This window comes from Brevundimonas sp. Leaf168 (assembly GCF_001423685.1).
Lineage (GTDB): Bacteria > Pseudomonadota > Alphaproteobacteria > Caulobacterales > Caulobacteraceae > Brevundimonas > Brevundimonas vesicularis_C.
Map to the genome: position 1 here is coordinate 338,013 of NZ_LMOY01000001.1, position 23,267 is coordinate 361,279.

Consider the following 23,267-nt stretch of genomic DNA (forward strand, 5'->3'; position numbering starts at 1 on the left):
GACGTCGCCTTTTGGTACGAGCCTTCCTCTGCGCCCTGGTCGTCGTTTGCGGTGTGACCACGCCGTCGATCGGCATGGCCCAAGGGCGATCCTCGCTTCAGGTGTCGGTTTCGCCTCAGCCGTTGCGGACCGCCGTCCTCGACTTCGGTCTGCAGGCGGGCGTCAGCATCGACGCCGCCGGAGCCGAGCGATGCGGCCCCACGCGCGGGGTGAGAGGCCGACTTTCCGTCGATGCCGCCTTGTCCAGATTGATGCTGGGCACGCACTGCGTCGCGACCCGCGTCGGCGACGGCGCCTACAGGATCGTGCGGGTCGCCGCCGCGCCGCCTGCTGTCGCGCGGACGATCTCGGCGCCGCCCGCGCCCGTGACCCCGACGACGCTGGATGAGGTCGTGGTGACGGCGTCACGCACGGACAATCTGCTGCTGTCGCGCGCCCCCTATGGCCTGTCGTCGCTGGACGGGGTAACGCTGGAACGAGCCGGGGTCAGCGACCTTGACGGCGTCGCCGCGCGCGTCTCCGGCCTGACGGTCACCAATCTGGGGCCGGGGCGCGACAAGCTCTTCATTCGCGGCCTGGCGGACGGACCCGTTGCGGGACAGGCGCAAAGCCTGATCGGGCTCTATCTCGACGATGTGCGCCTGACCTACGACGCGCCTGACCCGGCGTTGCGTCTGGCCGACATCGAACGGGTCGAGGTTCTGCGCGGGCCGCAGGGGGCGCTCTACGGCGCCGGCTCGATGGGCGGCGTCGTTCAGATGGTCAGCCGCGCGCCGGACCTGAACGGCTTTTATGGGCGCGTGACGGCGGAGGGGGCGCTGACGGCCGGCGGCGCGCCGGGTGACGCCGTCGAGCTAATGATCAACGCCCCGATCCTTCGCGATCGCTTGGCGGTCCGGGTCGTCGGCTATGACGAACGGGTCGGGGGCTACGTCGATGATCAGGCCCTCGGACTGAGCAATACCGGTGGCATGCATCGGCAGGGGCTGAGGGCGGCGGCGCTGCTGCGCTTGAACCCTGGCTGGACCTTGAAGACGGGCTTCTTGGCCCAGACCATCGACGTCAACGACAGCCAGTACGCCAATCTAGGCGCCGACCAACCCTATGCGCGTCGTCGCAGCCTGACGGAGCCCAGCCGCAACGATTTTGACGGCGTCTGGGCCTCGGTGGACGGGGATATCGGCTGGGCGCGGCTGCGGGCCTCATCCAGCGTTCAGTCGCACAGCCTTGATGCGCGCTACGATGCGACGCCTGCGGCCGGACTGTTCGGGCTTACGGGAACAGCGGCGCTGGACCAGGCCGACGACCTGTCGGCAGCGGTGCATGAGGTGCGGTTGAACGGCGACTTCGGCGCAAGGCTGAAGTGGAGCGCCGGACTGTTCTTCTCGGAATACACACACACCCGCACCGTCGCGATCTCGGACGGGCAGGGCGGGCCGGGGGTCTATCTACAGTACAGGCGCGACCATGTGGACGAGGCGGCTCTGTTCGGCGACGCCGCCTATGCGCTGACCGACCGCCTGAAGATCACGGCCGGCGCGCGCCTGTTCCGCATCGGGGTCGAGCATCGCAGCGAAACCGACGGCGATCCGATGAAGGTGTTTGGAGACGACGCTCTGGTCGATATCACCCCACGTCTGGTGATCGAATACGATCGCGGTCCTTTCGTCTTCTACGCCCTGGCGACCGAGGGTTATCGCGGGCCGGGCTTCAACGCTGGCGCCGTGCCGGCTGGCGATCAGCAGCCCGCGCGACGGGTGAAGCCGGACGAGATCGTCGCCGGCGAGGCGGGCGCGCGCTTCACCTTGTTCGAAGGGCGCCTGCGCGGGCGAAGCGCGGTCTTCGTCGCCGATTGGCGCAACATCCAGTCGGACCGGTTCGACGCCCGGGGTCTGCCCTTCACCGCCAATCTGGGCGACGGCCGCAATCGCGGGATCGAGAGCGAGGTCGAATGGCGCGACGGGCCATGGACGCTGGATGCGCACGCCGTCGTCAATGATCCAGAGTTGACCCGACCCGATCCCGGTTTCGCGCTCGGCACCGACACACGCCTGCCGGCGGTCGCCGATTTCAGCGTGCAGGGCGGCGTCGTGCATGAGGCGCACCTCGCGCACGCGACGGTGCGTTCGGAGCTTCGCCTGGGCTATGTCGGCCCGACCGATATCGCCCTGTCGCCGACCTCCACCGGCGCCTCGGCCGGCTATCTGACCAGTTTGCTGGGCGTCGGCGTGGAGATCGATCGCTGGGCGATCAGGGCGTCGTTGGACAATCTGTTCAACCGCAGCGACGACACCTTCACCTTCGGCAATCCCTTCTACGGCTCGGGCGACATCAGCACGCCGCAACGACCGCTCGCCGCCCGCCTGGCCCTGACGGCGCGGTTCTGATCAGGCGGCGATGTGGAACAGCCGGCCGACGCCCGCCGTGATGGCCATGGCGAGCGCGCCCCAGAAGACCACACGCAAAACCGATCGTCCGATCGGCGCGCCGCCTACGCGAGCGCCCAGGGCGCCCAGCACGGCCAGACCCAGCAGGGCGGAAACCGCGACCCAGATCGCCAGCGTGTCCAGCGGCGCGACGGCAGCGACGACCAGAGGCAAGGCGGCCCCGGCCGAGAAGGTGATCGCCGAAGTCAGCGCCGCCTGGATCGGCCGCGCGGTGGTGATCTCCGAAATACCCAGCTCGTCGCGCGCATGGGCGCCCAGCGCGTCATGCGCCATCATCTGACGCGCCACCTCGGTCGCCAGATCCGGCGCGACGCCTCGCCCGACATAGATGCCGGCCAGTTCGCGCGTCTCCGCTTCATGATCGCCGGCCAGTTCGACCGCCTCGCGCGCCAGATCGGCCTTTTCGGTGTCGGACTGCGAACTGACCGAGACATATTCGCCCGCCGCCATCGACATCGCGCCCGCCGCCAATCCGGCGACGCCCGCGATCAGTATGCCGCCATGACCGGTCGCCGCCGCCGCGACGCCAACCACCAGACTGGCCGTCGACACCAGCCCGTCATTGGCCCCCAACACCGCCGCCCTGAGCCAGCCGATCCGATCGACCCGATGGGTTTCACTGTGCAGCATGCGCCTTCTCCGTAGTCGTCGCACCGAGCATGGACCGGGCGTTGGCTTGAAGATAGGCGCGGCGTGCGGACTCGAACGTCCCTCACCAGCTTCGCGCGACCGTCGACAGGCTCTATGCTGCCGTGATGAGTCGGGCCGCGTCATGATCAAATATATCGGCTCCAAGCGCGCCTTGCTGGGGCATGTGACGGGTGCGGTGGCGGGGGTGCTGCCGCAGGGCGGGCGGGTGTGCGATCTGTTCTCGGGCACAGCGCGGGTCGGGCACGCCTTGAAGAAGCAGGGGTTTCAGGTCTGGTCGAACGACCTGAACGCCTATGCCCACGCCCTGGCGACGACCTATGTCCAGGCGGATCGAGAGCGGTGGCTTGAGCGGGCCGAGGTCGTGCTGGCCGAGCTGCGGACAGTGAAGCCCGAGGCGGGCTGGTTCACCCAGGCCTTTTGTCAGGATGCGCGGTATTTCCACCCCGACAACGGCGCTCGCATCGACGCCATGCGCCACCGGATCGAGGCGATGGGACTGGAGCCGGAACTCAAGGCCATCGCCCTGGTCAGCCTGATGGAGGCGGCGGACCGGGTGGATTCCACCGCCGGGGTTCAGATGGCCTATATGAAGCAGTGGGCGCCGAGAGCGTTGAAGACGCTGGAGCTGCGCACGCCGGACCTGGTTCCGGCGGTGGACGGGCCATGCCGAGCGACGCAGGGCGATGCGGTCGAGATCGCCGAACAGGTCGAGGCGGACCTGGTTTATCTGGATCCGCCCTACAACCAGCATTCCTATCTTGGGAACTACCATTGCTGGGAAAGCCTGGTGCTGTGGGACCGGCCCGAGACCTATGGGGTGGCCAACAAGCGGGTGGACGTGAGGACGCGCAAGAGCGCCTTCAACAGTCGGCCCGGCATCGGCCCGGCGCTGCGGACCGTGATCGAGCGGGTCAAGGCGCCAAACCTGATCGTCAGCTTCAACGATGAGGGGTATCTGAGCCGCGCCAACCTGGTCGAGATGCTGTCGGCGCGAGGCCATGTGCAGGTGCTGGAGGTGGCGCATCCGCGCTATGTCGGCGCCCGGATCGGGATCCATAATCCCAAGGGCGAGAAGGTCGGGCAGGTGGGGCGGCTCAAGAATGTCGAGCACCTGTTCGTGGTCACCGAGCGGCCGATCTCCCTGCCCGTGGCCGCATAGACACCAATGAAAACAACGGAGGGTAGGGCGGAACGCGAATCGCTGCGTGCCGTTGTGGGACTATGCAACCGCACCCGTACACCGCCCCCAAGACCGATCGCCCCGACGACTACCGTGTGCGCCCGGCGGCCGAGCCCCGCTCTTGGGCGCCGCGGGCGGCGGATGCAACCTTTACCCACAACGCGGCGCGTTACACTCGGCCGGTCGAGGCCGTTCAGCCAGTCGAACAGATCGACGTCGAGCCCGAAGTGGCGCCGCCGCCGCGCTGGATGATGGCGATCGCCGGGGCGGCTGTTGCGGCCCTGATGGGCGCGCTGCTGGGCGGCTTCCTGCACATCTGAGGCGGCGTCAGGCCTCCTGCAACAGCGCCTTGATCGGCGACCAGCTGCGCCGGTGGGCGGGGCAGGGGCCCAGGGTTTTCAAGGCGTTCTGGTGGATCGGGGCGTTGTAGCCCTTGTGGCTGGCGAAGCCGTAGCCGGGGTATTGGGCATCCAGATCGATCATAAGTCGATCCCGTGCGGTCTTGGCCAGAATCGAGGCCGCCGCGATCGATAGCGACAACCCGTCGCCGCCAACAACCGTTTGGATTTCGCAGGGAAGCTTGAAGCGATAGTTGCCGTCGACCAGGGCGGCGACCGGCTGGACCTGCAAGGCCTCGATGGCGCGGCACATGGCCAGGCCCGTGGCATGCAGGATGTTCAGTTCCTCGATCTCGTCCACCGATGCGAAGCCGACGCCCCAGGCGACGGCGCGGGCCTTGATCTCGGGCTCCAGGGCTGCGCGACGCTTTTCGGTCAGGGCCTTGGAATCGTCGATGCCGGGCGGGAGGTCGTCAGGGTTCAGGATCACGGCCGCCGCCGAGACGGGCCCGGCCCAAGGACCACGCCCGGCCTCGTCCACGCCGCATACGAGGCCGTTGACCCGCTTCATCAGCACCGTTTCCAGCGCGAGGGTCGGGAAGGCTTTCGGGTTTGCGGGGGCTTTAGCCATGGCCCGCCATCGCACGAACCTGGGTGTGACGGAAGCAGGTCGTCTGGTGATCGTTGACCATGCCGACGGCCTGCATGAAGGCGTAGACGATGACCGGGCCGCAGAAGTTAAATCCGCGCTTCTTCAGGGCCTTGGCCATGGCGACGGACTGTTCGGTCTGGGTCGGGGCCTGGCGATAGTCGGCGTAGGGTGTCTGGATCGGTTCGCCGCCGACGAAGGACCAGAGCCATTCTGAGAAGTCCTCGCCATCATCGCGCATCTGAAGCCAGATCTTGGCGCCCCGGATGGCGGCGTTGATCTTGGCGCGCGAGCGGATGATGCGCGGATCGTTCAGCAGGCGCTGGATGTCGGCCTCGTCATAGCGGGCGACGATCTCGGGATCGAAACCATCGAAGGCGTCGCGGATGCCCTCGCGTTTTCTGAGGATGGTGATCCAGGCGAGACCGGCCTGAAAGCCGTCGAGCACCAGCTTTTCCCATAGGGCGCGGGGATCGCGCTCGGGCACGCCCCATTCGGTGTCGTGATAGGCGACATAGAGGGGGTCGGTCCCGCACCAGCCGCAGCGGCCGCCGGGAACCTCTGAGGCGTGTGAGTCGGTCATGGCCTGACGTTGCCAGTCTGTTCCGCTTGAGGAAAGGGCGTTCGGCGTCGGGGCGACGGAGGAAAAACACCGTCTAAAGTGTCTAATTCGTCTAATCTCGGGGCGCGGGCGAAATTGCACTGCACCTCGAGAAAGCGTGCAAAGTGCAAGAAAGTGCAATTTCGCGGTTGAAGTTGGACGCTGGAAAACAGTCCAATGAGCCCAGATCTTCGTCTCTCCCTGTCGTAAACCTGCGCATTGTAAGGGGGTGTGGGGGAGGGGATGGTCGATTGGCGCTGGCGAAAGCTAAGCGACTGAATGCCTGTAAAATATTTCGCGATAATAGGATGTATCTCGTCTCCTCTCCATGAAATGGGGAGGGGGACCGCAAAGCGGTGGAGGGGCTCTTTGGAGTCCCGCGGGCGGCGGTGAGGCACCTAAGAACCCCTCCGTCACGGCGCAAGAGGCCGCGCCACCTCCCCATCGCCATGCGATAGGGAGGAGACGGTCGTGGTCAGTCCCGGACCAAACCGCCGTCCACGACCAGGTTCTGGCCGGTGACCGCGCGGCTCCAGGGGGAGGCGAAGAAGAGGACCGCGTCGGCGAACTCTTGCGGGGTCGTGACGCTGCGAAGCGGCGTCATGCCGGCGATGAAATCGAAGACGGCCTCGGGCGTGGCGGCGCTGGCGTCGGTGGTGCGCAGGAGACCGCCCGAGACCATGTTGACGGAGATGCCGTCAGGGCCGAGGTCGCCGGCGGCGGTGCGGGTCAGGCTGAGCAGGGCGGCCTTGGCGGCGGTGTAGTCGTGGTAGGGCACGACCGGATTCTGGAACAGGTTGGTGCCGATGTTGACGACGCGGCCGAACTGGGCCGCGGCCATGCCGGGCGCGGTCGCCTGGATTAGGTTCAGGGCGCCGCGCACGACGGTCGAGAACTGGCGATCCATCTCGTCCCAGCCAATGGCGGTCATCTGGGACCGGGCGTCGCCGTTGAAGCTGTAGTCCAGGGCGTTGTTGACGACGGTGGTGACGGGGGCGCCGAAGTGGCCTTGCGCGGCCGCGACCATGGCGTCCACCGCGGCACGGTCGGTGACGTCAGCCTGGAGGGCGAGGGCGCGCTCGCCGATCTCGGCGGCTAAAGCGTTCGCGGCCTCGCCGCTGTTCCTCCAGTTGATGACGACGCGAGCGCCTTCATGGGCGAAGGCGCGGACGCAGGCGGCGCCGACGCCGCGCGCCCCGCCGGTGACGAGGACGAGCTGATCGGCGATCTTCATGGGGGGACTCACGCGTTGGAGGAGGGAAGGACGTCCTCGCCCATCCAGGCGGGCTTGCGCAAGCGCACCGGACGGCCGTCCACGGTCAGGTCGCCGTCGAGGCGGTCGACGCGCAGCAGGGCCATGACCGAACCGTCCTGCCCCGAGAGGACTTCGCCCGCGCGCAGTTCGCTGTTCAGCACCTCGGCGCCGAAGGCGGGGGGCGGGCCGTCGAAGTCCAACGGCAGCATCCGGTTCTTGATCGTGCCCCGACGCTTCATCCGCGAGGTCGTCTCCTGGCCGACGAAACAGCCCTTCTGGAAATCGATGCCGTTCAGCAGGTCGAAGTCGGCCTCGATCGGATAGGTCTTGTCCTGGGGCGCGTCGGCGGTCGGATCGGGCAGGCCGATGGACAGGCGATAGGCGTCGTAGTCGGCCTCGGCGGCGTCTGCAGTCGCCTCGCCATAGAGGCGGCCGCCCATCAGGGGCGTGCGGGGGTCGGGGATGAAGCCGGCGGGGGCCTCGGGCCAGGCGACGAAGACCGGGCGGTCGTCGGCGGCGACCTCGACCTTGGCGCGCAGCTTGTACATCGACAGGCGCTGGATCAGGGCGTCGCGACGTTCCGTCGCCACATCCAGCAGAACGCCGTCAGCCTGTCCCAGAAGGAACAGGTCGAACAGCAGACGGCCCGGAGGCGACAACAGGGCGCCGAAGCGCAGTTCCCCGTCGGCCAGCGTCTCTACATCCTGGGTCAACAGATTGTGCAGGAAGGGTTTCGCATCCTCGCCCGTGACGGAGATCAGGGCGCGACTGTCGAGACGGGCGATGGGCATGGGGCCAAGATAGGGCCGACGGCGTGGCTTCAGAAGACACCGCGCCGAATTTAGGCGACAGCGGCCGCCGCGTCTTCAAGGCGAGGATCGAAGGAGCGCCAGTCGCTGGCGCCCCATGCGGTGACGCGCATGACCAGGTCGACGATGTTCATCGGCTTGGCGATGCAGTCGTCCATGCCGGCCTGTTCGTACTGGGTCAGCTGTTCCGGCAGGGTGTTGGCGGTCAGGGCCAGGATGGGGGTGCGGCCCACCACGCCGGGCAGGGCGCGGATGGCGCGTGTGGCGTCGACGCCGTCCATTACGGGCATCTGGATATCCATCAGGATCACGTCCCAGTCGCCGGTGCGGGCGGCCTCGACGCCCTGTTCACCGTCGTTGGCGGTGGCGCAGGCGATGCCTTGGGCCGTCAACACCGCCATGACCAGGGCGCGGTTACTGTCGTGATCGTCGACATAGAGGACGCGCAGGGCAGGGACGTCCTCATTGGCCGGCGGGGCGGGCTCGGCCGGGGTGTCTGAGGGCTCCAGGGGAACAACGTTGTCGGCCGACAGGTCGATCATATCGTTGACGACGGACAACAGGCGCTGGCCCGCGCCGTTGATGCGGGCGGCCTGATCAGCCTGTTCGTCGGGCAGGCCGGCCTTGGACAACAGATCGGAGAAGCCGATGACCGCGTTCAGCGGCGTGCGCAGTTCGTGCGACATGTCCGTCAGGAACTTCTGCCGAGCCTCGGCCATCGCGGTTTTCTGCTCGGCGGCTACGCGAGCCTGTTCGGCCTCGACGCGGTCGGTCACATCGATCTCGTTCAGCAAGACGCCGAGATGGCCCGTGACGGGGTCCGTCACGGGACGAACGTCCAGATGGTGCCAGCGCACGCCTTCTCGCGTGATGATCTCGCAGACGTCGGAAATCGCTGACCCCGACAGGGCGGTCGCCAGCATGGGCTGGGCGCGCTCGGGTTCGGCGAACCGGGCCTCGAAGGGGTGCGCGGTCGATCCGTAGGCGGCGAAGGCCGAGGGATTGGAGAAGATCGGGCGGGCCTCGCTGTCGAACAGGGTGATCAGCGTCGAGGTGTGGCGCAACGCCTCCACCGCGCGACGCTCCTCGTTTTCGACCGCAATGGGCGCGGCCTCAAACAGCAGGACCGGCGTGCCGTCCGTCAAGCGATAGGTCGAGATCACCGCCGACACCGTCAGCGGTCGACCGTGGGGATAGAAGGTCCAGTCTTCGGTCAGGATCTCGCCATTGGCCGTCTCGCGCGCCAGACGCTCGGTCCGGGCCAGGACGGCGGGGGAGACATTGGTGAAGTCGCGCGCCAGAAGGGCGTCGAGATTGTCGGAGCCCCAGAGGTCGAGCGCGGCCGCATTGGCGTAGACGCCGCGCAGGGCGACCGGATCGAACATCCAGATCGGTCGTTTCAGCGCGTCCCAGGCCTGCATCGACGGCGTGCCCTTTCCAGCGACGGCGTTACGGATTCTATCGTAGCGCCAAGGGCTTAAGCTTCGGCTAAGCTTTCGGACGATCCTGGGTTGTCACTGCATATCGTGCAACGACGCCGTCCGGCTGGAAATCGTGTTCGGCCAAGGTGTCGAGGGACATCAGGACACGGGTCGTGAAGGCGTCAGTGTCGCCATCCTCGATGGCCGGACGCAGCCAATCGGTGACGACCGCGCGGGCCGGATAGGTTCCGACCGGGCCGGGGATGCTGAGCGCGACCTCAATCCCTTCCGCGACCCAGCCGGCGACGGTCACGAAGAAGTCGGGCGAGGCCAGGAAGTCGGAGCGGCGCAGGACATACAGGGTGATGACCCCATCCTCGACGCCGTCGGGGCGGACGATGACGCCGCTGCGATCCGGTCGCCAGTCGTCGGACAGCTCGACCACACGCCACAGGCAGAACCAGACGCGGCAGGTGTTCGGTCGGATCGCGTGGACCGAACAGCCCGCGCCGTCGACGCAATAGGCGCACAGTTCGCCCGTCGGCTTGGCCAGTTCCGGCAGGTTCAGCGGAATGACCCGACAACATTCGACGCAACCGCCGCAGGTCCGGCCGGGGAGGAGGGGCAGGCTCACCCGGCTGAACGCTCCATCCGGGCGATGCGGCGATCCATGTCGGCGACGACCGCTTCTAGTCGCGCCTTTTCGGAAGCCATGTCGATGGGCGTGCCGTCCTCGTAGGAAATCGTCGCGCCCTTGGCGATCAGGTCCAGCCGGTAGATGGCCGTGACGCGCTGGGCCTTGAAGCGTTCAAGGGCGGCGGCGGCTGCGGGATCCGGGGCGGCGTCGGGCGTGTGGCTCATGCGCGGTGCTGTAGCGCATGGGGCCTTTCTGTGGAAACACGCGTTTGGCGCTGAACCGCAGATAGAATCCCTGTATCCGTCGACGGATGATCGGGCGGTTTCCCATCCTGTACATCGCCGAGGCGGACGCCGAAGACGCCGTGCTGTCTTCCGGCGTGCTGGCGCATCTGGTCGAGAGCCTGCCGCACGCGACCTTCACCATTGTCGGATCGGCTGCCAGCGCGCCGCTGTTCGCCGATACGCCGCGCCTGACGAAGCTGATCGTGCTGGAGCGCGAGGGCCATTTCGAATGGATCGCCCTGTGGAACCAGGTGCGGGCGACCAAATGGGGGCTGGTCGTGGACATGCGCGGCTCGGACCTGTCGGGCAAGCTGAGGCGGCACAAGCGGGCGGTGCGGGGCAAGGATCAGCCGGGCCTGCATGCGGTGGAGGCGGCGGCGGCGGTGCTGAAGCTGGAGCCTGATGAGATCCCGGCGCCGAAACTCTACGTCTCGGATGAAACGCGGGCCCAGGTCGAGGCGCTGATTCCGGCGACGGGCGGTGATGGGCCGATCCTGGCGGTCGGGCCGGGCGTGGAATGGATGGGCAAGCGCTGGCCCGCAGAACGCTACGCCAAGGTCGCGGCCAAGCTGCTGGCCGACGACGGGCCGCTGGCGGGCGGCCGGCTGATGATCGTAGGCGAGGAGATCGACCGCGAGGCGGCGCACACGATTCGCTACGCCGTGCCGCGCGCGCGGGTGGTCGAGCTTCAGGGCAGGCTGACGCGCCTGCAGACGGTCGCGGCCCTGTCGAAGTCGGTGCTGTACATCGGGGCGGACTCGATCTGGACCCATCTGGCCGTGGCCTCGGGCGCGCCGGTGGTGGCCGTGTTTGGACCGTCCGACGAGACCGTGCGCGGACCCTGGAAGGGCGAAGTCGTGCGCGGGCCGCGCACCTATGACGAGTTCAAAAAGCTGGATCCGCGCCTGAACCAGGCGATCCAGCATATGATGGACCTCCCGTGGGAGCGGGTGCTGAAGGCGGCGCAGCGGATGTTGAAACGTTGATCATGTCTTCCGTCATCCTCGGGCTTGACCCGAGGATCGAGGGTTCCGCTGGGCGGTGGTTCCGGTAGAAGCATGGCGTCAATGCGTCGCCTGTCGCGATGCGGACAGTCCGATCCTCGGGTCAAGCCCGAGGATGACGGAGTGAAAGAAAGGACGCCGCCCCATGACCCAGACCTATGACCTGATCGTCCGTGGCGGCGAGGTGGCGAACCATGCGGGGCGGGGCATGGCGGATGTCGGGGTGATCGACGGCAAGATCGCCTTCATCGGCGACCTGTCCCAGGCGTCTGCGGGCGAGGTCTTCGACGCGACGGGCCTGACGGTCCTGCCCGGCGTCATCGACACCCAGGTCCATTTCCGCGAGCCGGGGCTGGAGTGGAAGGAAGACCTGGAGACGGGCAGCCGCGCGGCGGCCCTGGGCGGCGTCGTCGCCGTGTTCGAGATGCCGAACACCAATCCCAACACCACCGATCCCGACACCATGGCCGACAAGCTGGCGCGGGCGAAGGATCGGATGTGGACGGACCACGCCTTCTACGTCGGCGGCACGCATGAGAATGCGGACTATCTGGGCGAACTGGAGCGCCTGCCCGGCTGCTGCGGGGTCAAGGTCTTCATGGGCGCCTCGACCGGCGACCTGCTGATCGCCGACGACGAGGGCGTGCGTAAGGTCCTCTCCAATGTGCGCCGCCGCGCCACCTTCCATTCCGAGGACGAATACCGGCTGGTCGAGCGGCGCGGCCTGGCCCGCACCGGCGATTGGACCAGCCACCCCGAGGTCCGCGACGCCGAAAGCGCCATCCGCTCGACCCGGCGCCTGGTCGGCCTGGCCAAGGAGACGGGCGCGCGCATCCATGTGCTGCACGTCACGACCAGGGACGAGATGGAATATCTGCGCTTCCATAAGGATGTCGCCACCGTCGAGATCACGCCCCAGCACCTGACCCTGGTCGGACCGGAAGCCTATGAGCGGCTAGGCAGCTATGCCCAGATGAACCCGCCGATCCGGTCGCAGGAGCACGTGGACGCCCTGTGGCTGTGGGGGATGCAGCAGGGCGTGGCCGACGTGCTGGGCTCCGACCATGCGCCGCACACCAAGGAAGAAAAGGCCAAACCCTATCCGGCCTCGCCGTCCGGCATGCCGGGGGTGCAGACGCTGGTGCCGCTGATGCTGACCCATGTCGCCAATGGGCGGCTGTCGCTGGAGCGGTTCATCGACCTGACCTCTGCGGGCGCCCAACGGGTGTTCGGCACGGCGAACAAGGGGCGGATGGCCGTCAGCTATGACGCCGACCTGACCATCGTCGATCTGAAGGCGAAGAGAACAATTAGAGACGATCAGCAGGCGACGCGCTGCGGCTGGACCCCGTTCGACGGCGTCGAGGCGACCGGCTGGCCGATGGCGACCATCGTGCGCGGTCGGGTGGTAATGCAGGACGGCGAACTGCTCGGATCGGCGCACGGGCGGCCGGTGCGGTTCATGGAGACGCTGTGAGGGACAGGCTCGGCCTGATCGGCTTCGGCGCCTTCGGGCGGCTGACGGCGCGGCATCTGTCGGCCTGGTTCGATATCTTAGCGCATGACCCGGCGGCCAGCGATGACGAGGGCTTCGCGACCCTGACCAATCTGGCGACCGCCGCCGCCTGTCCCACGGTGGTGCTGGCCGTGCCGGTTGAGGCCTTGGAGGCGACGCTGATCGCCATCGGCCCGCACCTGAGGCCCGACGCCCTCGTGATCGACGTGGGTTCGGTGAAGGTAAAGCCGGCGCAGGCGATGAACGAACTGCTGCCACCCGGCGTGCGGATTGTCGGAACCCACCCCCTGTTCGGACCGCAGAGCGGGAAGGACGGCATCGCGGGACTGCGGATCGCCGTGTGCGAGGTGAGGGGGGCGAAAGACGCCCGCCGCGTCGCCGCCTTCTGCCGTCGGGCGTTGGGGCTGAGGGTGTTTCAGGTAAGCCCCGAGGACCATGACCGCGAGGCCGCGACGGTGCAGGGCCTGACCCATCTGATCGCCCGCGTCCTGATGGCGATGGAGCCCCTGCCGACGCGCATGACCACCGCCAGCTTCGACCGTCTGATGCAGGCCGTCGACATGGTCCGCCACGACAGCCCCGCCGTCTTCCGCGCCATCGAACGCGACAACCCCTTCGCGGCCGAGGTGCGGGCGCGGTTCTTCGCTTTGGCGGATGAAGCACGGGGTGGCTTAGCGTCGAACTGAGGCGCAGAGTGACAATGGGTACTCTAAGGGAGGCTTGGCGCATGGGACTTCTGACCTTCTGTCTGAATGTCACCCTGGATGGTTGCGTCGATCATGAGGCGGGCATCGCCGATGATGAAACACATGCCTTCTTCACCCGCCTGATGGACGAACACGGGGCGATGTTGTGGGGCCGCGTGACCTACGAAATGATGGAAAGCTACTGGCCCGCTGTCGCCCGGGGCGAGGCGGACACGCCGCCGATGATCCGCCAGTGGGCGCTCAAACTGGAGGTCAAGCCAAAGTATGTGGCGTCATCGACGCGAGCGGACTTTCCATGGACCAACAGCCGCCATATTGGCCGCGACCTTCGGACAGCCGTCCAGGCGCTCAAGGACGCAACGCCTGAAGGCGTCTTGCTCGGGAGCAGCGAACTGGCGGCCGAACTGGATCGGATGGACCTGATCGACGAGTATCAGTTTCTCGTCCATCCCCGCATCGCCGGGCGCGGCCCGACCCTGCATCAGAGTGGCTTGCCCAGCGCGCGACGGCTGAAACTGGTGTCCGCGACGCCGCTGACTAACGGGGTGATCGCCACGCATTACAGGCGTGACGGCTGACGTCGAACTGCGGCTAAAGGCCTCGGCGCCGCATCTGTTCGCCCGGTGACGCAAGCGCAGGCCGAACTCGTTGACGCTCAGCGCTTCCCATTCGCCCGAATGAACGACCCCACATCCTCCGCCACGCTCGGCGCGAGCGGCAGCGCCGGATCGGCGTAGGTGGCCAGATTGGCGGTGCGGTCGGCGGGGGCGGTCTTGAGGAGGTGGTTGACGCCGTCCCAGAGTTTCAGCGTGGCCTTGGGGTCGGCGGCGGCGAGGGCCTGGGCGTCCGTGACGCCGATCTGAAGGTCGGTGGTCCCTTGGCCGATGAAGACCGGGCCGTCGTAGGCGGCGAGCAGGGCGGCGGGGTCCAGCGCGAACCAGGAAATCAGATAGGGCTGGACCGACGGGCGGAACAGGGCCGACAGAGCGGGCGGCGTGTCGGCGACGGTGCGGCCGGCCTCCAACTCGCTCAGGACGGCGAAGGCATGGGGCTTCATCGGCTCGGGCAGGCCGGCGTCCAGTTGTTCTCGGATGCTCGCGCCGGCCGGGCGACCCGCGCCGGCCAGCAGGATCAGGCCGCAGACCTTGTCATCTCCGCCCTCGACCGCCTTCAGCGCGACCAGAGAGCCTTCGCTGTGGCCGATCAACCAGGCGCAGGGCTGTCCCGTCCGCGAGGCGGCCTCGGCGGCCCAGGCGCGGGCGTCGGCGGCGTAGTCGTCGAAACGCAACTTGGTTTCGTCGAGCCCGGCGGCGGCGCTGGCCGCGATGCCGCGCTTGTCGATGCGCACGGTGGCGATCCCCTGTTCCGCCAGGCTTTCGGCCAGCAGGCGATAAGTGGAGGCGGCGACGCCCATCGGGCTGTTCCCGTCCCGATCGGTCGGGCCGGAGCCGGGCAGGATGACGGCGACGGCCGTCGGCGCCTCCGGCGTCAGCAGCGTGCCATGCAGGGGTGCGGGCTGGGCGGGCAGGGCGATGTCGGTCGAGACCGGGCCGGCGATCAGGCTGACGGCCAGAAGGGCGTGGGTCAGCATCGGCATTGCAGTCTCCTTCAGAAGGGTTGGCGGTCGGGATCGGCGCGCCACACGCGCCAGCTTTCGAAGATCGAAAGACCCGCGACGACGATGACGGCGGCGATCAGGGCCGTGACGCCATAGGGCGGGGACGCAAGCGGCGCGGCGATCAGGCCGGCCAGACCGACCAGACAGAACAGCCGGCCGGCCAGACGGTTCGAGCGATCCCAGGCCAGGCGGCTCTTGTAGCTCCAGGGCGTGCGCACGCCGATCAGGGGATTGGGCGCGACACGGCCGAGGAAGGCGCCGGTGACCAGCAGGATCAGCGACAGGGCGCCGGTCATCACGGCGGGGCCGCTGTTGGCGCTGGCGTGACCCAGGCTGGCCCAGGCGATCACCAGGCCTATGGCGGCGAAGATGAAGACGGTTAGCCCTTGGCCGATCCGCATCGAGCGACGCCGTGAGGCGTCGCCTTGGTCCTCTGCGCGCAGGGCGGCCAGACCCAAGCCGGCGGCGGCGATGAAGCCGATCACCGCCATGCCGCCCGCGAAGGTCGCGAACTCCACCCGGTCGCCCCAGCGATCGACCTGCCAGTCCGCATTCCAGTGCATCGGCATGGGCGTCGTCGGGCCGTTGACGCCGATGTAGAGGGCAAACGCCGCCTGCACGCCGAAGACGGCGAGGGTGAGATAGTCCAGCAGTGACAGGCGATCCTTCATCGGCGTGGTTCCTTTGAGGGCTGGGGCAGGGGGGCAGTCGCCTCGCCGGTCCCGACGATGTCCATCAGAAAGGCCATGGCCTCCTCGACCGCCGAGATTTCCAACCGATAGCGGATGGTCTGGCCCTCGCGCTCCGGGCTGACCAGGCCGGCTTCCTTCAGGGCGTTGAGGTGGCCGGTGATGGTGGGCCAGCTCATATCGAAGGCGGCGGCGATGTCGCCGGAGGCCAGCGGACCGGCGCGCAGCATGGCGATGATGCGACGACGCACCGGATGCGACAGGGCCTTGAACAGGGTGTTCATAGCGACGTTCCTAATTAGGAAAACGGCTAAATGCAATATGTCGCGGGCGCGGCGGATTGCATTGCGCCCACCGATCGGGCTAGGGACGCGCAACTTGATTTTGAGAATGCGTATCAAAATGCCCTGCCTTCGCCGTGCCTCCGTTCTTTTGACAGCCAGCGCCCTTGCGATGACGCTTGCCTCGCCGGTGCTGGCGCAGCAGGCGATGGCCCCGGCGGAGCTGGGCGAGATCGTGGTGACGGGATCGCAGGTTCGGCTGACGGCGCCGGCGGCGGGCGGTCAGGTGGCGCGCGGCGGACGCATCGGCCTGCTGGGCAATCTGGGCGTAATGGACACGCCGTTCTCGACCGCCAACTACACCGAAAAGCTGGTGCGTGATCAGCAGGCGCGCGGCATCGGCGACGTGCTGCAGAACGACCCGACGGTGCGTGTGTCCAAGGGCTTCGGCAACTTCCAGGAGCTGTATGTCGTTCGCGGTTTTCCGGTCTATTCGGACGATATGAGCTACAACGGCCTCTATGGCGTGTTGCCGCGCCAGTTCGTGGCGGCCGAACTGGTCGAGCGGGTCGAGGTGTTTCGCGGCGCCAGCACCTTCCTGAACGGCGCCGCGCCGGGCGGAACGGGGGTCGGCGGCGCCTTCAACCTGACGCCGAAGCGGGCGGGCGACGCCCCCCTGACGCGCCTGACCGGGGGCGTGTCGGGCCGTGACGAGATCTATGCCGCCGCCGACCTGGCTCGCCGTTTCGGCGCCGAAGGCGAATGGGGCGCGCGCTTGAACATCGCCAGCCGTGCGGGCGAAAGCGCCGTCGAGGACGAGACCGGCCAACTGCGGGTCGTCGGCCTGGGGCTGGACCGCCGAGGCGATCGCGCCCGGTTTTCGGCCGATCTCGGCTGGCAGGATCACCGGATCGACGCGCCCCGTCCCAGCGTGACGCCGGGAACCGCCATCCCGGACGCGCCCTCGGCCGACAAGAACTTCGCCCAGCGCTGGACCTACACCGACGAGGAGCAACTGTTCGGCGCCGTGCGCGGCGAGCTCGACCTGACCGACAGTATCAGCGCCTGGGCCGCTTTCGGCGGACGTCAGGGCGAGGAAGACAACAGCCTGGCCAATCCGCGCGTCGATGCGGCGGGCGCGATCCGCGGCTATCGCTTCGACAATATCCGCGAGGACACCGTGTGGTCGGGCGACATCGGCGTGCGCGCCGACCTGACGACCGGCCCGATCAACCATCGTCTGGTCGCCTCGGCCTCGCAGATCCAGTCCAAGTCCAAGAACGCCTGGGCGGCGTCGAGCTTCGCCGGCTATGCGATGGGGACACTGACCAATCCGCTGCTGTCGCCGGCGCCGGCCATCGCCAGCGTCTCGGGCGATCTGGATGATCCCAACGTCACCGAGCGGGTCAAGAACACCAGTTTCGCCGTCGCCGATGTGCTGTCCTTCCTGGATGGACGGCTGCTGGCGACCGTCGGCGTCCGCTATCAGGAGATCGAAACCCGATCCTATGCCTATGCCGACGGCGCATTCACGTCGGGCTATTCCAGCGAAGCGACGACGCCGGCCTTCGCCGTGGTCTACAAGCCCAGCAACACGATTTCACTGTACGCCAACTATGCCGAAGCCCTGGTTCCGGGCACGACCGCGCCCGTCTTGGCCAATGCTGTGGTGGAAGGCTGGGGGAACGCCGCAGTGCCGGTCAACGTCACCAATGGTGGCGATGTGCTCGAGCCCTTCCGCGCTAAGCAGGCCGAGATAGGGGCGAAGTATGACGCAGGATCGTTTGGCGGAACGCTCAGCGTCTTTCGCACAACCCTGCCCAGCGCGCTCGTTTCCATCACGTCCAACGGAAACCCTGCGTCGAATGTTCTGCCGGAAGGCGTCTACACCGACGGCGGCGAGCAGGAGAACAAGGGCGTCGAGCTGACGGTCTATGGCGAACCGATCGCCGGACTGCGTCTGATCGGCGGCGCGACATGGCTGGACGCCGAGATCAATCGGTCGCTGACCGCCGCCAATGCGGGCAAGTCCGCCATCGGCGTGCCGGACTTTCAGGCCAATCTGAACGTCGAGTGGGACGTGCCGATGGTCAGCGGCCTGACGGTCGAGGGCCGGGCAGTCCATACCGGCGCCCAGCCGGCCAATGCGACGAATACGCTGGAGCTGCAAAGTTGGACCCGGTTCGACGCCGGGGTGCGCTATGCCTTCGTGGCGGGCTACAAGCCGGTGACGCTGCGGGCGCGGGTCGAGAATGTCGCGGACGAGGATCAGTGGGTCGCGGTCGGCGGCTATCCGGGATCGAACTATCTGACGCTGGGCGCGCCGCGGACCTTGCGTCTTTCGGTCTCGACCGAGTTCTGATCCGCGTCAGCCGATGCACGCCCGGACGATCCGCGCCTGGACCTGGACGCACAAGTGGTCGAGCCTGATCTCGACCCTGTTCCTGCTGATGCTGTGCGTCACCGGGCTGCCGCTGGTGTTCAGCCACGAGCTGAACGAGGCGCTGCTGCATGAGCCGTGGGCGCCGAAGAACCCGGGCGGCCGACTGCTGACGCTGGACGAGGTGCTGGCCGCCGGTCTGGCCAAGCATCCGGGCGAGGTTCCGGCCTTCATGAGCTTCGACGAAGACCGGCCGGTGGTGAACGTCACCAGCCGCGCGCCCGACGCCCCGGCCGGCAAATACAGTTTCGAGCCCATCGACCAGACCAGCGGCGAGGGCGCGCCGCTGGTCGCCGGTCATCCGGTGATGGAGTTCCTGCTTCAGCTGCACACCGACATGTTCCTGGGTCTGCCGGGAATGCTGTTTCTGGGCGCGATGGGGCTGTTGCTGGTCGTGGCCGTGGTGTCGGGCGTGGTGCTGTATGCGCCCTTCATGCGTCGGCTGCCGTTCGGGACGGTGCGGGTCAAAAAGGCGGCGCGGACGCGGTGGCTGGACTATCACAATCTGCTGGGCGTTGTGACGGCGGCCTGGGTGCTGGTGGTGGGGCTGACGGGGGTGGTCAACACCCTGGCCACGCCCATCCTGGCCTATTGGAAAGAGACGGCGCTGAAGGAACTGACAGTCGCCTACGATGCGCCGGCGCCCGCCCAAGGCCGGGCCTCGCTGGATGAGGCGGTGGAGCGGGCCAAGGCGGCGCTGCCGGGCATGAAGCTGCAGTTCGTGGCCTTTCCGGGGACCGACTATTCGACCGACCACCACTATGCCGTCTTCTTCCACGGCGACACGCCGCTGACGACGCATATGACGACGCCGGCCCTGATCGACGCGCGGACCGGCGAACTGGCGGCGGTGGCGCCGATGCCCTGGTATGTGAAAACCCTGTCGCTGTCGCAGCCGCTGCATTTCGGCGACTATGGCGGGCTGGCGCTGAAGATGCTGTGGGCGCTGCTGGACATCGCCACCATCGTGATTTTGGGGTCCGGTCTTTATCTGTGGCTGGGCAAGGGGAGGCGGAAGGCGTGAGCCGTCGCCGTCCTAACCCGAGGGATCTGACCCTGTGGGCCATCTTCCGCGCGCCCATCCTCCTGTTCGCGCTCAGCCTGATTGGGCTGGTGGGCGCGCTGTTGCAGGATGGGGTTTGGGACTGGGTGTTTGCGGCCTTGCTGGCCACGCCGATCCTGGCGACCGGATGGGCCGTCGTCAGATCGAGAAGCTGACGCCGCAGCCGCAGCTGGAGGCCGCGTTCGGGTTCCTGACCACGAACTGGGCGCCGGCCAGTTCATCGACATAGGCGATCTCGGCGTTCTTCAGGAAGGGAACCGAGACGGGGTCGATCAAGGCGATCTGGCCGTCGGCCTGGATGCGCAGATCGTCGTCCTCGGCCGTCTCGACAAGTTCGAACCGATACTGGAACCCCGAGCAGCCGCCGCCGTCCACCGCGACCCGCAACATCAGGGTCTTGCCCTCGGCAGCCCCCAGTTTGGCCAGGCGCTTGGCGGCGCTGGCGGCCAGCACGATGCCTTCTGGCGCGCGCGTGGCGACGGTGAAGGCGGGTGTGGACGGTTCTGTGGATTGGACGGTGCTCACGGCTGTCTATATGAGGCGGGCAGGGCCGTTCGCAAAGGGCCGCCGCTTTAAAGTTGATGACTTGAGCCACACAAACCTCGCCTCCTTCGCCGAGCGCGCCGACCTGTCCCAGGGCCGCCGCGTTTTTGAGCCCGCCAGCCGCACGCGCACCGCTTTCGCTCGCGACCGTGATCGCATCATCCATGCGACGGCGTTTCGTCGGCTGAAGGAGAAGACCCAGGTCTTCGTGGCGCATGAGGGCGATCACTACCGCACCCGCCTGACCCATTCGCTGGAGGTGGCGCAGATCGCACGGTCGCTGGCCCATGCTCTGAGGCTGGATGACGACTTGGCCGAGACCATCGCCCTGGCCCACGACCTCGGCCATCCGCCCTTCGCCCATGCCGGTGAGGACGAGCTGGTGGTGCAGATGCGCGATCACGGCGGGTTCGATCACAACGTCCAGAGCTTCCGCGTCGTGACCGAGCTGGAGAACCGCTATCCGCAGTTCGACGGGCTGAACCTCAGCTGGGAGACGGTCGAGGGCGTCATCAAGCACAACGGCCCGGTGTCGCACCGGCTGGACGAGCCGGCTTGGTCGGTGGTGCGCCCCTATGCATCAGGCGGCGAGGCGGGGTGGGACCTGCGGCTGGGGACGTTCGCCTCGCTGGAGGCCCAGTGCGCGGCCATCGCCGACGACATCGCCTATAACAATCACGACGTGGACGACGGGGTGCAGGCGGGTCTGATCACCCTGCGCGATCTGGATCAGGTGCCGCTGATCGGCCCGATGTTGGCCGAGGTGCGCCGCGACTGGCCCACGATCGACGACCGGATGCTGCGGATCGAGGCCGTGCGGCGGATGATCGGCGTCATGGTCGAGGACGTGCTGGCCGAGACGGCGCGGCGGCTGGAGGAGGACCGGATCGTCACGACCGAGGACGTGCGGATGGCCAAGCGCACGATGGTGGATTTCTCGCACGCCATGCACGTCGATCTGGCGGTGCTGAGGAAGTTCCTGTTCGAGCGGATGTATCGCCACTACCGCGTCAACCGCACCCGCAGCCAGGCGCGGCGCGTGCTGTCGCAGCTGTTCGAACTCTTCATGGCCGAGCCGGAGGTGATGCCGCCGGAGTGGGGCGAGCCGGCTATGACCCCGGACAAGACGCAGCGGGCGCGGGCGGTGTGCGACTACATCGCCGGCATGACCGACCGTTACGCCATAGAAGTGCACCAGAAGCTGTTCAGCCTCGACCTCGCCCTCGATCTGTGATTCGAAAGATGCACGCGGGGGCGTAGAGTGATCGTTCGGCGCGCCGATTCGCGCCGACAGACGGCGGAGCGCGACCATGTCCTTTGAAGACGACAACAAACCCGGCCGGGGCGCCTATACGCCGCCGACCGATGACGACCTGCCGTTCCGCCGCAACAGCTATGACCCGCGCAGCGGCCGCAATGTGGGCTCGGGCGGAGGCAAGGCGCCGCCGGTGACGCTGATCATCAGCGCGGTGGTCCTGCTGCTGCTGATCGTGGCGGTGATCTTCTTCTATCGTTCCGGCATGCGCGCCTCCACCGACGCGCCGCCGGCCGTGGGTCAGCCGGTCGGCGAGATGAAGACCGCCGCGCCCATCGACGCCCAGCCGATCGATCCGGCCGAGGGCGTGCGCGTTTATCGCGACGAGACCGAGACGACCGATGCGCCGGTAACCTTCACCCCGCCGCCCGAGTCGCCTCAGCCGCGTCTGGCCGCGCCCCCGACCGCCGCACCGACCGGACAGGGCCTGCCGCCCGCGAATACGGCGACGCCGACCGCGCCCGCACCGCGTCCGACGACTCCGACTGCGCCCGTCGCTGCGCCGGCGACCAAAGCTCCGGCCGCGACCGGCGGATCAGCCTCGGTCCAGATCGGTGCCTTCTCCTCGACCGAGATCGCGGACCGTGAATACGCCGCGGTCGCCGGCCGTTTCGGCGCGTATGCCTCCGGCGCTGAAAAGCGGGTGACGGAAGTGACCTCATCCAGCGGATCGACCCTGTACCGCACGGCCTTCTCGGGCCTGTCGCGCGAACGGGCGGTGGCCTTCTGCAATGCGCTGAAGGCGGCGGGCCGGGACTGCATCGTCCGGTGACGTCCGCCGCCATCTATGGCTGCCTGGGACATCGGCTGACGGAGGCCGAAAAGGCCTTCTTCGCCGAGGTCCGACCCTGGGGCTTCATCGTGTTCCGGCGCAATATCGACACGCCGGAACAGGTGCGGGCCCTGACGGACGAACTGCGGGCGTCCATCGGCGATCCCGACGCGCCGGTCTTGATCGACCAGGAAGGCGGTCGGGTCCAGCGGATGGGGCCGCCCCACTGGCCCAAATATCCGCCAGGTAACGCTTATCTGAAGGCGACGAACGAGCTGGCTCAGGCGCGTGAGCTGACGCGCCTGGGCGCACGTCTGATGGCGCACGATCTGCGCGAGGTCGGGGTGACCGTTGATCTGCTGCCGGTGCTGGACGTACCGGTCCCCGGCGCCCACGACATCATCGGCGACCGGGCCTATGGCGTCGATCCCGAGACGGTCGCCGTGTTGGGCCGGGCGGCGGCGGAGGGACTGCTGGCGGGCGGGGTTCTGCCCTGCATCAAACATATGCCGGGCCATGGCCGCGCCTTTGCAGACACGCATAAGGATCTGCCGACGGTTCACGCCGATCTGGACACGCTGGACGCCTGGGACTTTGCGCCATTCAAGGCCCTGTCGGATATGCCGATCGGCATGACGGCGCACATCGTCTTCACCGCGATCGATCGCAAACATCCGGCGACGCAGTCCAAGAAGGCCATTCGCCTGATCCGCGAGCGCTTGGGATTCGGCGGTCTGCTGCTGTCCGACGATCTGGTGATGAACGCTCTTTCGGGCTCGCTGACCCAGCGCGCTCACAAGGCGCTGAAGGCGGGGTGCGATCTCGTCGTCCACTGGAACGGCGACATGGACGAAATGCGCCAGGTCGCCGAGGGCGTCGGATCGCTGAAGGGCGGGGCGCGCCGCCGGGCGGAAGCCGCGCTGGCCCGGATTGTGCGGACGCCCGAGCCGCTGGATCCCGTCGCGGGCCACGATCGCTTCTTCAAGGCCATGGGCGGTCGGATGGACGTCGCCAAGGGGCCGGATGTGGGTGAGGCGCAGGCCTAAA

General features: G+C 67.6%; 24 protein-coding genes and 1 pseudogene. 13 read left to right on the top strand and 12 right to left on the bottom strand.

Features of this window, described 5'->3' with window-relative positions; genetic code table 11:
- Positions 1–11 precede the first annotated feature (11 nt).
- Positions 12–2,387, top strand: a complete 2,376-nt coding sequence (locus ASF81_RS01615; protein ID WP_235559187.1) for a TonB-dependent receptor — start codon at positions 12–14, stop codon at positions 2,385–2,387.
- Here the strand turns inward: ASF81_RS01615 and ASF81_RS01620 are convergent, their stop codons facing one another.
- Entirely contained in the window at positions 2,388–3,077 is a 690-nt protein-coding gene (locus ASF81_RS01620; RefSeq protein WP_055803947.1) for a VIT family protein, read from the bottom strand.
- Between the two features lie 142 nt (positions 3,078–3,219).
- Here ASF81_RS01620 and ASF81_RS01625 point away from each other — a divergent pair, with 142 nt between their 5' ends.
- Both ASF81_RS01625 and ASF81_RS01630 read left to right on the top strand, forming a co-directional pair.
- A complete protein-coding gene (locus ASF81_RS01625; protein ID WP_055803950.1) occupies positions 3,220–4,257 on the top strand; it encodes a DNA adenine methylase in 1,038 nt (345 codons plus the stop codon).
- A gap of 62 nt (positions 4,258–4,319) precedes the next feature.
- A complete protein-coding gene (locus tag ASF81_RS01630) occupies positions 4,320–4,598 on the top strand; it encodes a hypothetical protein (protein WP_055803953.1) in 279 nt (92 codons plus the stop codon).
- A gap of 7 nt (positions 4,599–4,605) precedes the next feature.
- Here ASF81_RS01630 and ASF81_RS01635 read toward each other — a convergent pair whose 3' ends face one another.
- The 7 genes from ASF81_RS01635 to ASF81_RS01665 form a co-directional block, all read right to left on the bottom strand.
- The gene (locus ASF81_RS01635; RefSeq protein ID WP_156363139.1) at positions 4,606–5,187 is read right to left on the bottom strand and encodes a ribonuclease HII; all 582 of its coding nucleotides are present in this window, start codon (positions 5,185–5,187) and stop codon (positions 4,606–4,608) included.
- A gap of 52 nt (positions 5,188–5,239) precedes the next feature.
- Positions 5,240–5,848 (bottom strand): DNA-3-methyladenine glycosylase I, encoded by a 609-nt coding sequence (locus ASF81_RS01640; RefSeq protein WP_055803959.1) that lies wholly within the window; start codon positions 5,846–5,848, stop codon positions 5,240–5,242.
- A 493-nt stretch (positions 5,849–6,341) separates the two neighbouring features.
- Entirely contained in the window at positions 6,342–7,100 is a 759-nt protein-coding gene (locus tag ASF81_RS01645; RefSeq protein WP_055803963.1) for a 3-oxoacyl-ACP reductase, read from the bottom strand.
- Positions 7,101–7,108: 8 nt separating this feature from the next.
- Entirely contained in the window at positions 7,109–7,912 is an 804-nt protein-coding gene (locus tag ASF81_RS01650; RefSeq protein WP_055803965.1) for a folate-binding protein YgfZ, read from the bottom strand.
- 50 nt (positions 7,913–7,962) lie between these two features.
- Positions 7,963–9,351, bottom strand: coding sequence for a response regulator (locus ASF81_RS01655; RefSeq protein WP_055803969.1), 1,389 nt, complete (start codon positions 9,349–9,351; stop codon positions 7,963–7,965).
- A 67-nt stretch (positions 9,352–9,418) separates the two neighbouring features.
- A complete protein-coding gene (locus ASF81_RS01660; RefSeq protein ID WP_055803972.1) occupies positions 9,419–9,985 on the bottom strand; it encodes a hypothetical protein in 567 nt (188 codons plus the stop codon).
- On the bottom strand, positions 9,982–10,212 hold the full coding sequence (locus ASF81_RS01665) for a hypothetical protein (RefSeq protein WP_055803975.1): 231 nt from the start codon (positions 10,210–10,212) through the stop codon (positions 9,982–9,984). The genes ASF81_RS01660 and ASF81_RS01665 overlap by 4 nt, the downstream gene beginning before the upstream one ends.
- An 86-nt stretch (positions 10,213–10,298) precedes the next feature.
- Here ASF81_RS01665 and ASF81_RS01670 point away from each other — a divergent pair, with 86 nt between their 5' ends.
- The 4 genes from ASF81_RS01670 (at position 10,299) to ASF81_RS01685 (ending at position 14,077) form a co-directional block, all read left to right on the top strand.
- A complete protein-coding gene (locus ASF81_RS01670) occupies positions 10,299–11,258 on the top strand; it encodes a glycosyltransferase family 9 protein (protein ID WP_055803978.1) in 960 nt (319 codons plus the stop codon).
- Positions 11,259–11,421: 163 nt separating this feature from the next.
- Complete coding sequence (locus tag ASF81_RS01675; protein WP_055803981.1) at positions 11,422–12,753, top strand: dihydroorotase; 1,332 nt, start codon at positions 11,422–11,424, stop codon at positions 12,751–12,753.
- Positions 12,750–13,478 (top strand): prephenate dehydrogenase/arogenate dehydrogenase family protein, encoded by a 729-nt coding sequence (locus ASF81_RS01680; protein ID WP_055803986.1) that lies wholly within the window; start codon positions 12,750–12,752, stop codon positions 13,476–13,478. Before ASF81_RS01675 ends, ASF81_RS01680 begins: the two co-directional genes overlap by 4 nt.
- Positions 13,479–13,519: 41 nt before the next feature.
- Positions 13,520–14,077: a dihydrofolate reductase family protein gene (locus ASF81_RS01685; RefSeq protein WP_055803989.1), complete on the top strand. Its 558-nt coding sequence runs from the start codon at positions 13,520–13,522 to the stop codon at positions 14,075–14,077.
- Positions 14,078–14,154: 77 nt separating this feature from the next.
- On the opposite strand, the gene ASF81_RS01690 is transcribed toward ASF81_RS01685, so the two are convergent.
- Genes ASF81_RS01690 through ASF81_RS01700 form a run of 3 tightly spaced genes read right to left on the bottom strand, consistent with a single transcriptional unit; the run spans position 14,155 to position 16,090 of the window.
- Positions 14,155–15,096 carry an alpha/beta hydrolase gene (locus ASF81_RS01690; protein WP_082503399.1) on the bottom strand — a complete coding sequence of 314 codons (942 nt, stop codon included), beginning with the start codon at positions 15,094–15,096 and terminating at the stop codon, positions 14,155–14,157.
- Positions 15,097–15,107: 11 nt separating this feature from the next.
- The gene (locus ASF81_RS01695; RefSeq protein WP_055803993.1) at positions 15,108–15,788 is read right to left on the bottom strand and encodes an SdpI family protein; all 681 of its coding nucleotides are present in this window, start codon (positions 15,786–15,788) and stop codon (positions 15,108–15,110) included.
- Complete coding sequence (locus ASF81_RS01700; protein ID WP_055803996.1) at positions 15,785–16,090, bottom strand: metalloregulator ArsR/SmtB family transcription factor; 306 nt, start codon at positions 16,088–16,090, stop codon at positions 15,785–15,787. The genes ASF81_RS01695 and ASF81_RS01700 overlap by 4 nt, the downstream gene beginning before the upstream one ends.
- Before the next feature lie 169 nt (positions 16,091–16,259).
- Between ASF81_RS01700 and ASF81_RS01705 the strand changes: the two genes are divergently transcribed.
- The 3 genes and pseudogenes from ASF81_RS01705 (at position 16,260) to ASF81_RS01715 (ending at position 19,745) form a co-directional block, all read left to right on the top strand.
- Complete coding sequence (locus ASF81_RS01705; protein WP_369814888.1) at positions 16,260–18,449, top strand: TonB-dependent receptor; 2,190 nt, start codon at positions 16,260–16,262, stop codon at positions 18,447–18,449.
- A pseudogene (locus ASF81_RS01710) lies at positions 18,359–19,551 on the top strand (PepSY-associated TM helix domain-containing protein). Before ASF81_RS01705 ends, ASF81_RS01710 begins: the two are co-directional and overlap by 91 nt.
- The gene (locus ASF81_RS01715; protein WP_055805308.1) at positions 19,548–19,745 is read left to right on the top strand and encodes a hypothetical protein; all 198 of its coding nucleotides are present in this window, start codon (positions 19,548–19,550) and stop codon (positions 19,743–19,745) included. The pseudogene ASF81_RS01710 and the gene ASF81_RS01715 overlap by 4 nt, the downstream one beginning before the upstream one ends.
- Here ASF81_RS01715 and erpA read toward each other — a convergent pair.
- On the bottom strand, positions 19,729–20,046 hold the full coding sequence (gene erpA, locus ASF81_RS01720) for an iron-sulfur cluster insertion protein ErpA (RefSeq protein WP_055805311.1): 318 nt from the start codon (positions 20,044–20,046) through the stop codon (positions 19,729–19,731). The genes ASF81_RS01715 and erpA overlap by 17 nt on opposite strands.
- Before the next feature lie 130 nt (positions 20,047–20,176).
- On the opposite strand from erpA, the gene ASF81_RS01725 reads away from it, so the two are divergent.
- The 3 genes from ASF81_RS01725 to nagZ all read left to right on the top strand — a co-directional run bounded on the left by ASF81_RS01725 (position 20,177) and on the right by nagZ (position 23,266).
- Positions 20,177–21,367 (top strand): deoxyguanosinetriphosphate triphosphohydrolase, encoded by a 1,191-nt coding sequence (locus tag ASF81_RS01725; RefSeq protein WP_055804004.1) that lies wholly within the window; start codon positions 20,177–20,179, stop codon positions 21,365–21,367.
- Between the two features lie 76 nt (positions 21,368–21,443).
- Entirely contained in the window at positions 21,444–22,220 is a 777-nt protein-coding gene (locus ASF81_RS01730) for an SPOR domain-containing protein (RefSeq protein ID WP_055804007.1), read from the top strand.
- Entirely contained in the window at positions 22,217–23,266 is a 1,050-nt protein-coding gene (gene nagZ / locus ASF81_RS01735) for a beta-N-acetylhexosaminidase (protein ID WP_055804010.1), read from the top strand. The genes ASF81_RS01730 and nagZ overlap by 4 nt, the downstream gene beginning before the upstream one ends.
- Position 23,267: the final 1 nt, after the last annotated feature.

Coding starts and splice junctions, on each gene's coding strand:
- ASF81_RS01620 (WP_055803947.1), bottom strand. CDS start 3,077: ATGCTGCACAGTGAAACCCATCGGGTCGATCGGATCGGCTGGCTCAGG.
- ASF81_RS01625 (WP_055803950.1), top strand. CDS start 3,220: ATGATCAAATATATCGGCTCCAAGCGCGCCTTGCTGGGGCATGTGACG.
- ASF81_RS01630 (WP_055803953.1), top strand. CDS start 4,320: ATGCAACCGCACCCGTACACCGCCCCCAAGACCGATCGCCCCGACGAC.
- ASF81_RS01635 (WP_156363139.1), bottom strand. CDS start 5,187: ATGAAGCGGGTCAACGGCCTCGTATGCGGCGTGGACGAGGCCGGGCGT.
- ASF81_RS01640 (WP_055803959.1), bottom strand. CDS start 5,848: ATGACCGACTCACACGCCTCAGAGGTTCCCGGCGGCCGCTGCGGCTGG.
- ASF81_RS01645 (WP_055803963.1), bottom strand. CDS start 7,100: ATGAAGATCGCCGATCAGCTCGTCCTCGTCACCGGCGGGGCGCGCGGC.
- ASF81_RS01650 (WP_055803965.1), bottom strand. CDS start 7,912: ATGCCCATCGCCCGTCTCGACAGTCGCGCCCTGATCTCCGTCACGGGC.
- ASF81_RS01655 (WP_055803969.1), bottom strand. CDS start 9,351: ATGCAGGCCTGGGACGCGCTGAAACGACCGATCTGGATGTTCGATCCG.
- ASF81_RS01665 (WP_055803975.1), bottom strand. CDS start 10,212: ATGAGCCACACGCCCGACGCCGCCCCGGATCCCGCAGCCGCCGCCGCC.
- ASF81_RS01670 (WP_055803978.1), top strand. CDS start 10,299: ATGATCGGGCGGTTTCCCATCCTGTACATCGCCGAGGCGGACGCCGAA.
- ASF81_RS01675 (WP_055803981.1), top strand. CDS start 11,422: ATGACCCAGACCTATGACCTGATCGTCCGTGGCGGCGAGGTGGCGAAC.
- ASF81_RS01685 (WP_055803989.1), top strand. CDS start 13,520: ATGGGACTTCTGACCTTCTGTCTGAATGTCACCCTGGATGGTTGCGTC.
- ASF81_RS01690 (WP_082503399.1), bottom strand. CDS start 15,096: ATGCCGATGCTGACCCACGCCCTTCTGGCCGTCAGCCTGATCGCCGGC.
- ASF81_RS01695 (WP_055803993.1), bottom strand. CDS start 15,788: ATGAAGGATCGCCTGTCACTGCTGGACTATCTCACCCTCGCCGTCTTC.
- ASF81_RS01700 (WP_055803996.1), bottom strand. CDS start 16,090: ATGAACACCCTGTTCAAGGCCCTGTCGCATCCGGTGCGTCGTCGCATC.
- ASF81_RS01705 (WP_369814888.1), top strand. CDS start 16,260: ATGACGCTTGCCTCGCCGGTGCTGGCGCAGCAGGCGATGGCCCCGGCG.
- ASF81_RS01730 (WP_055804007.1), top strand. CDS start 21,444: ATGTCCTTTGAAGACGACAACAAACCCGGCCGGGGCGCCTATACGCCG.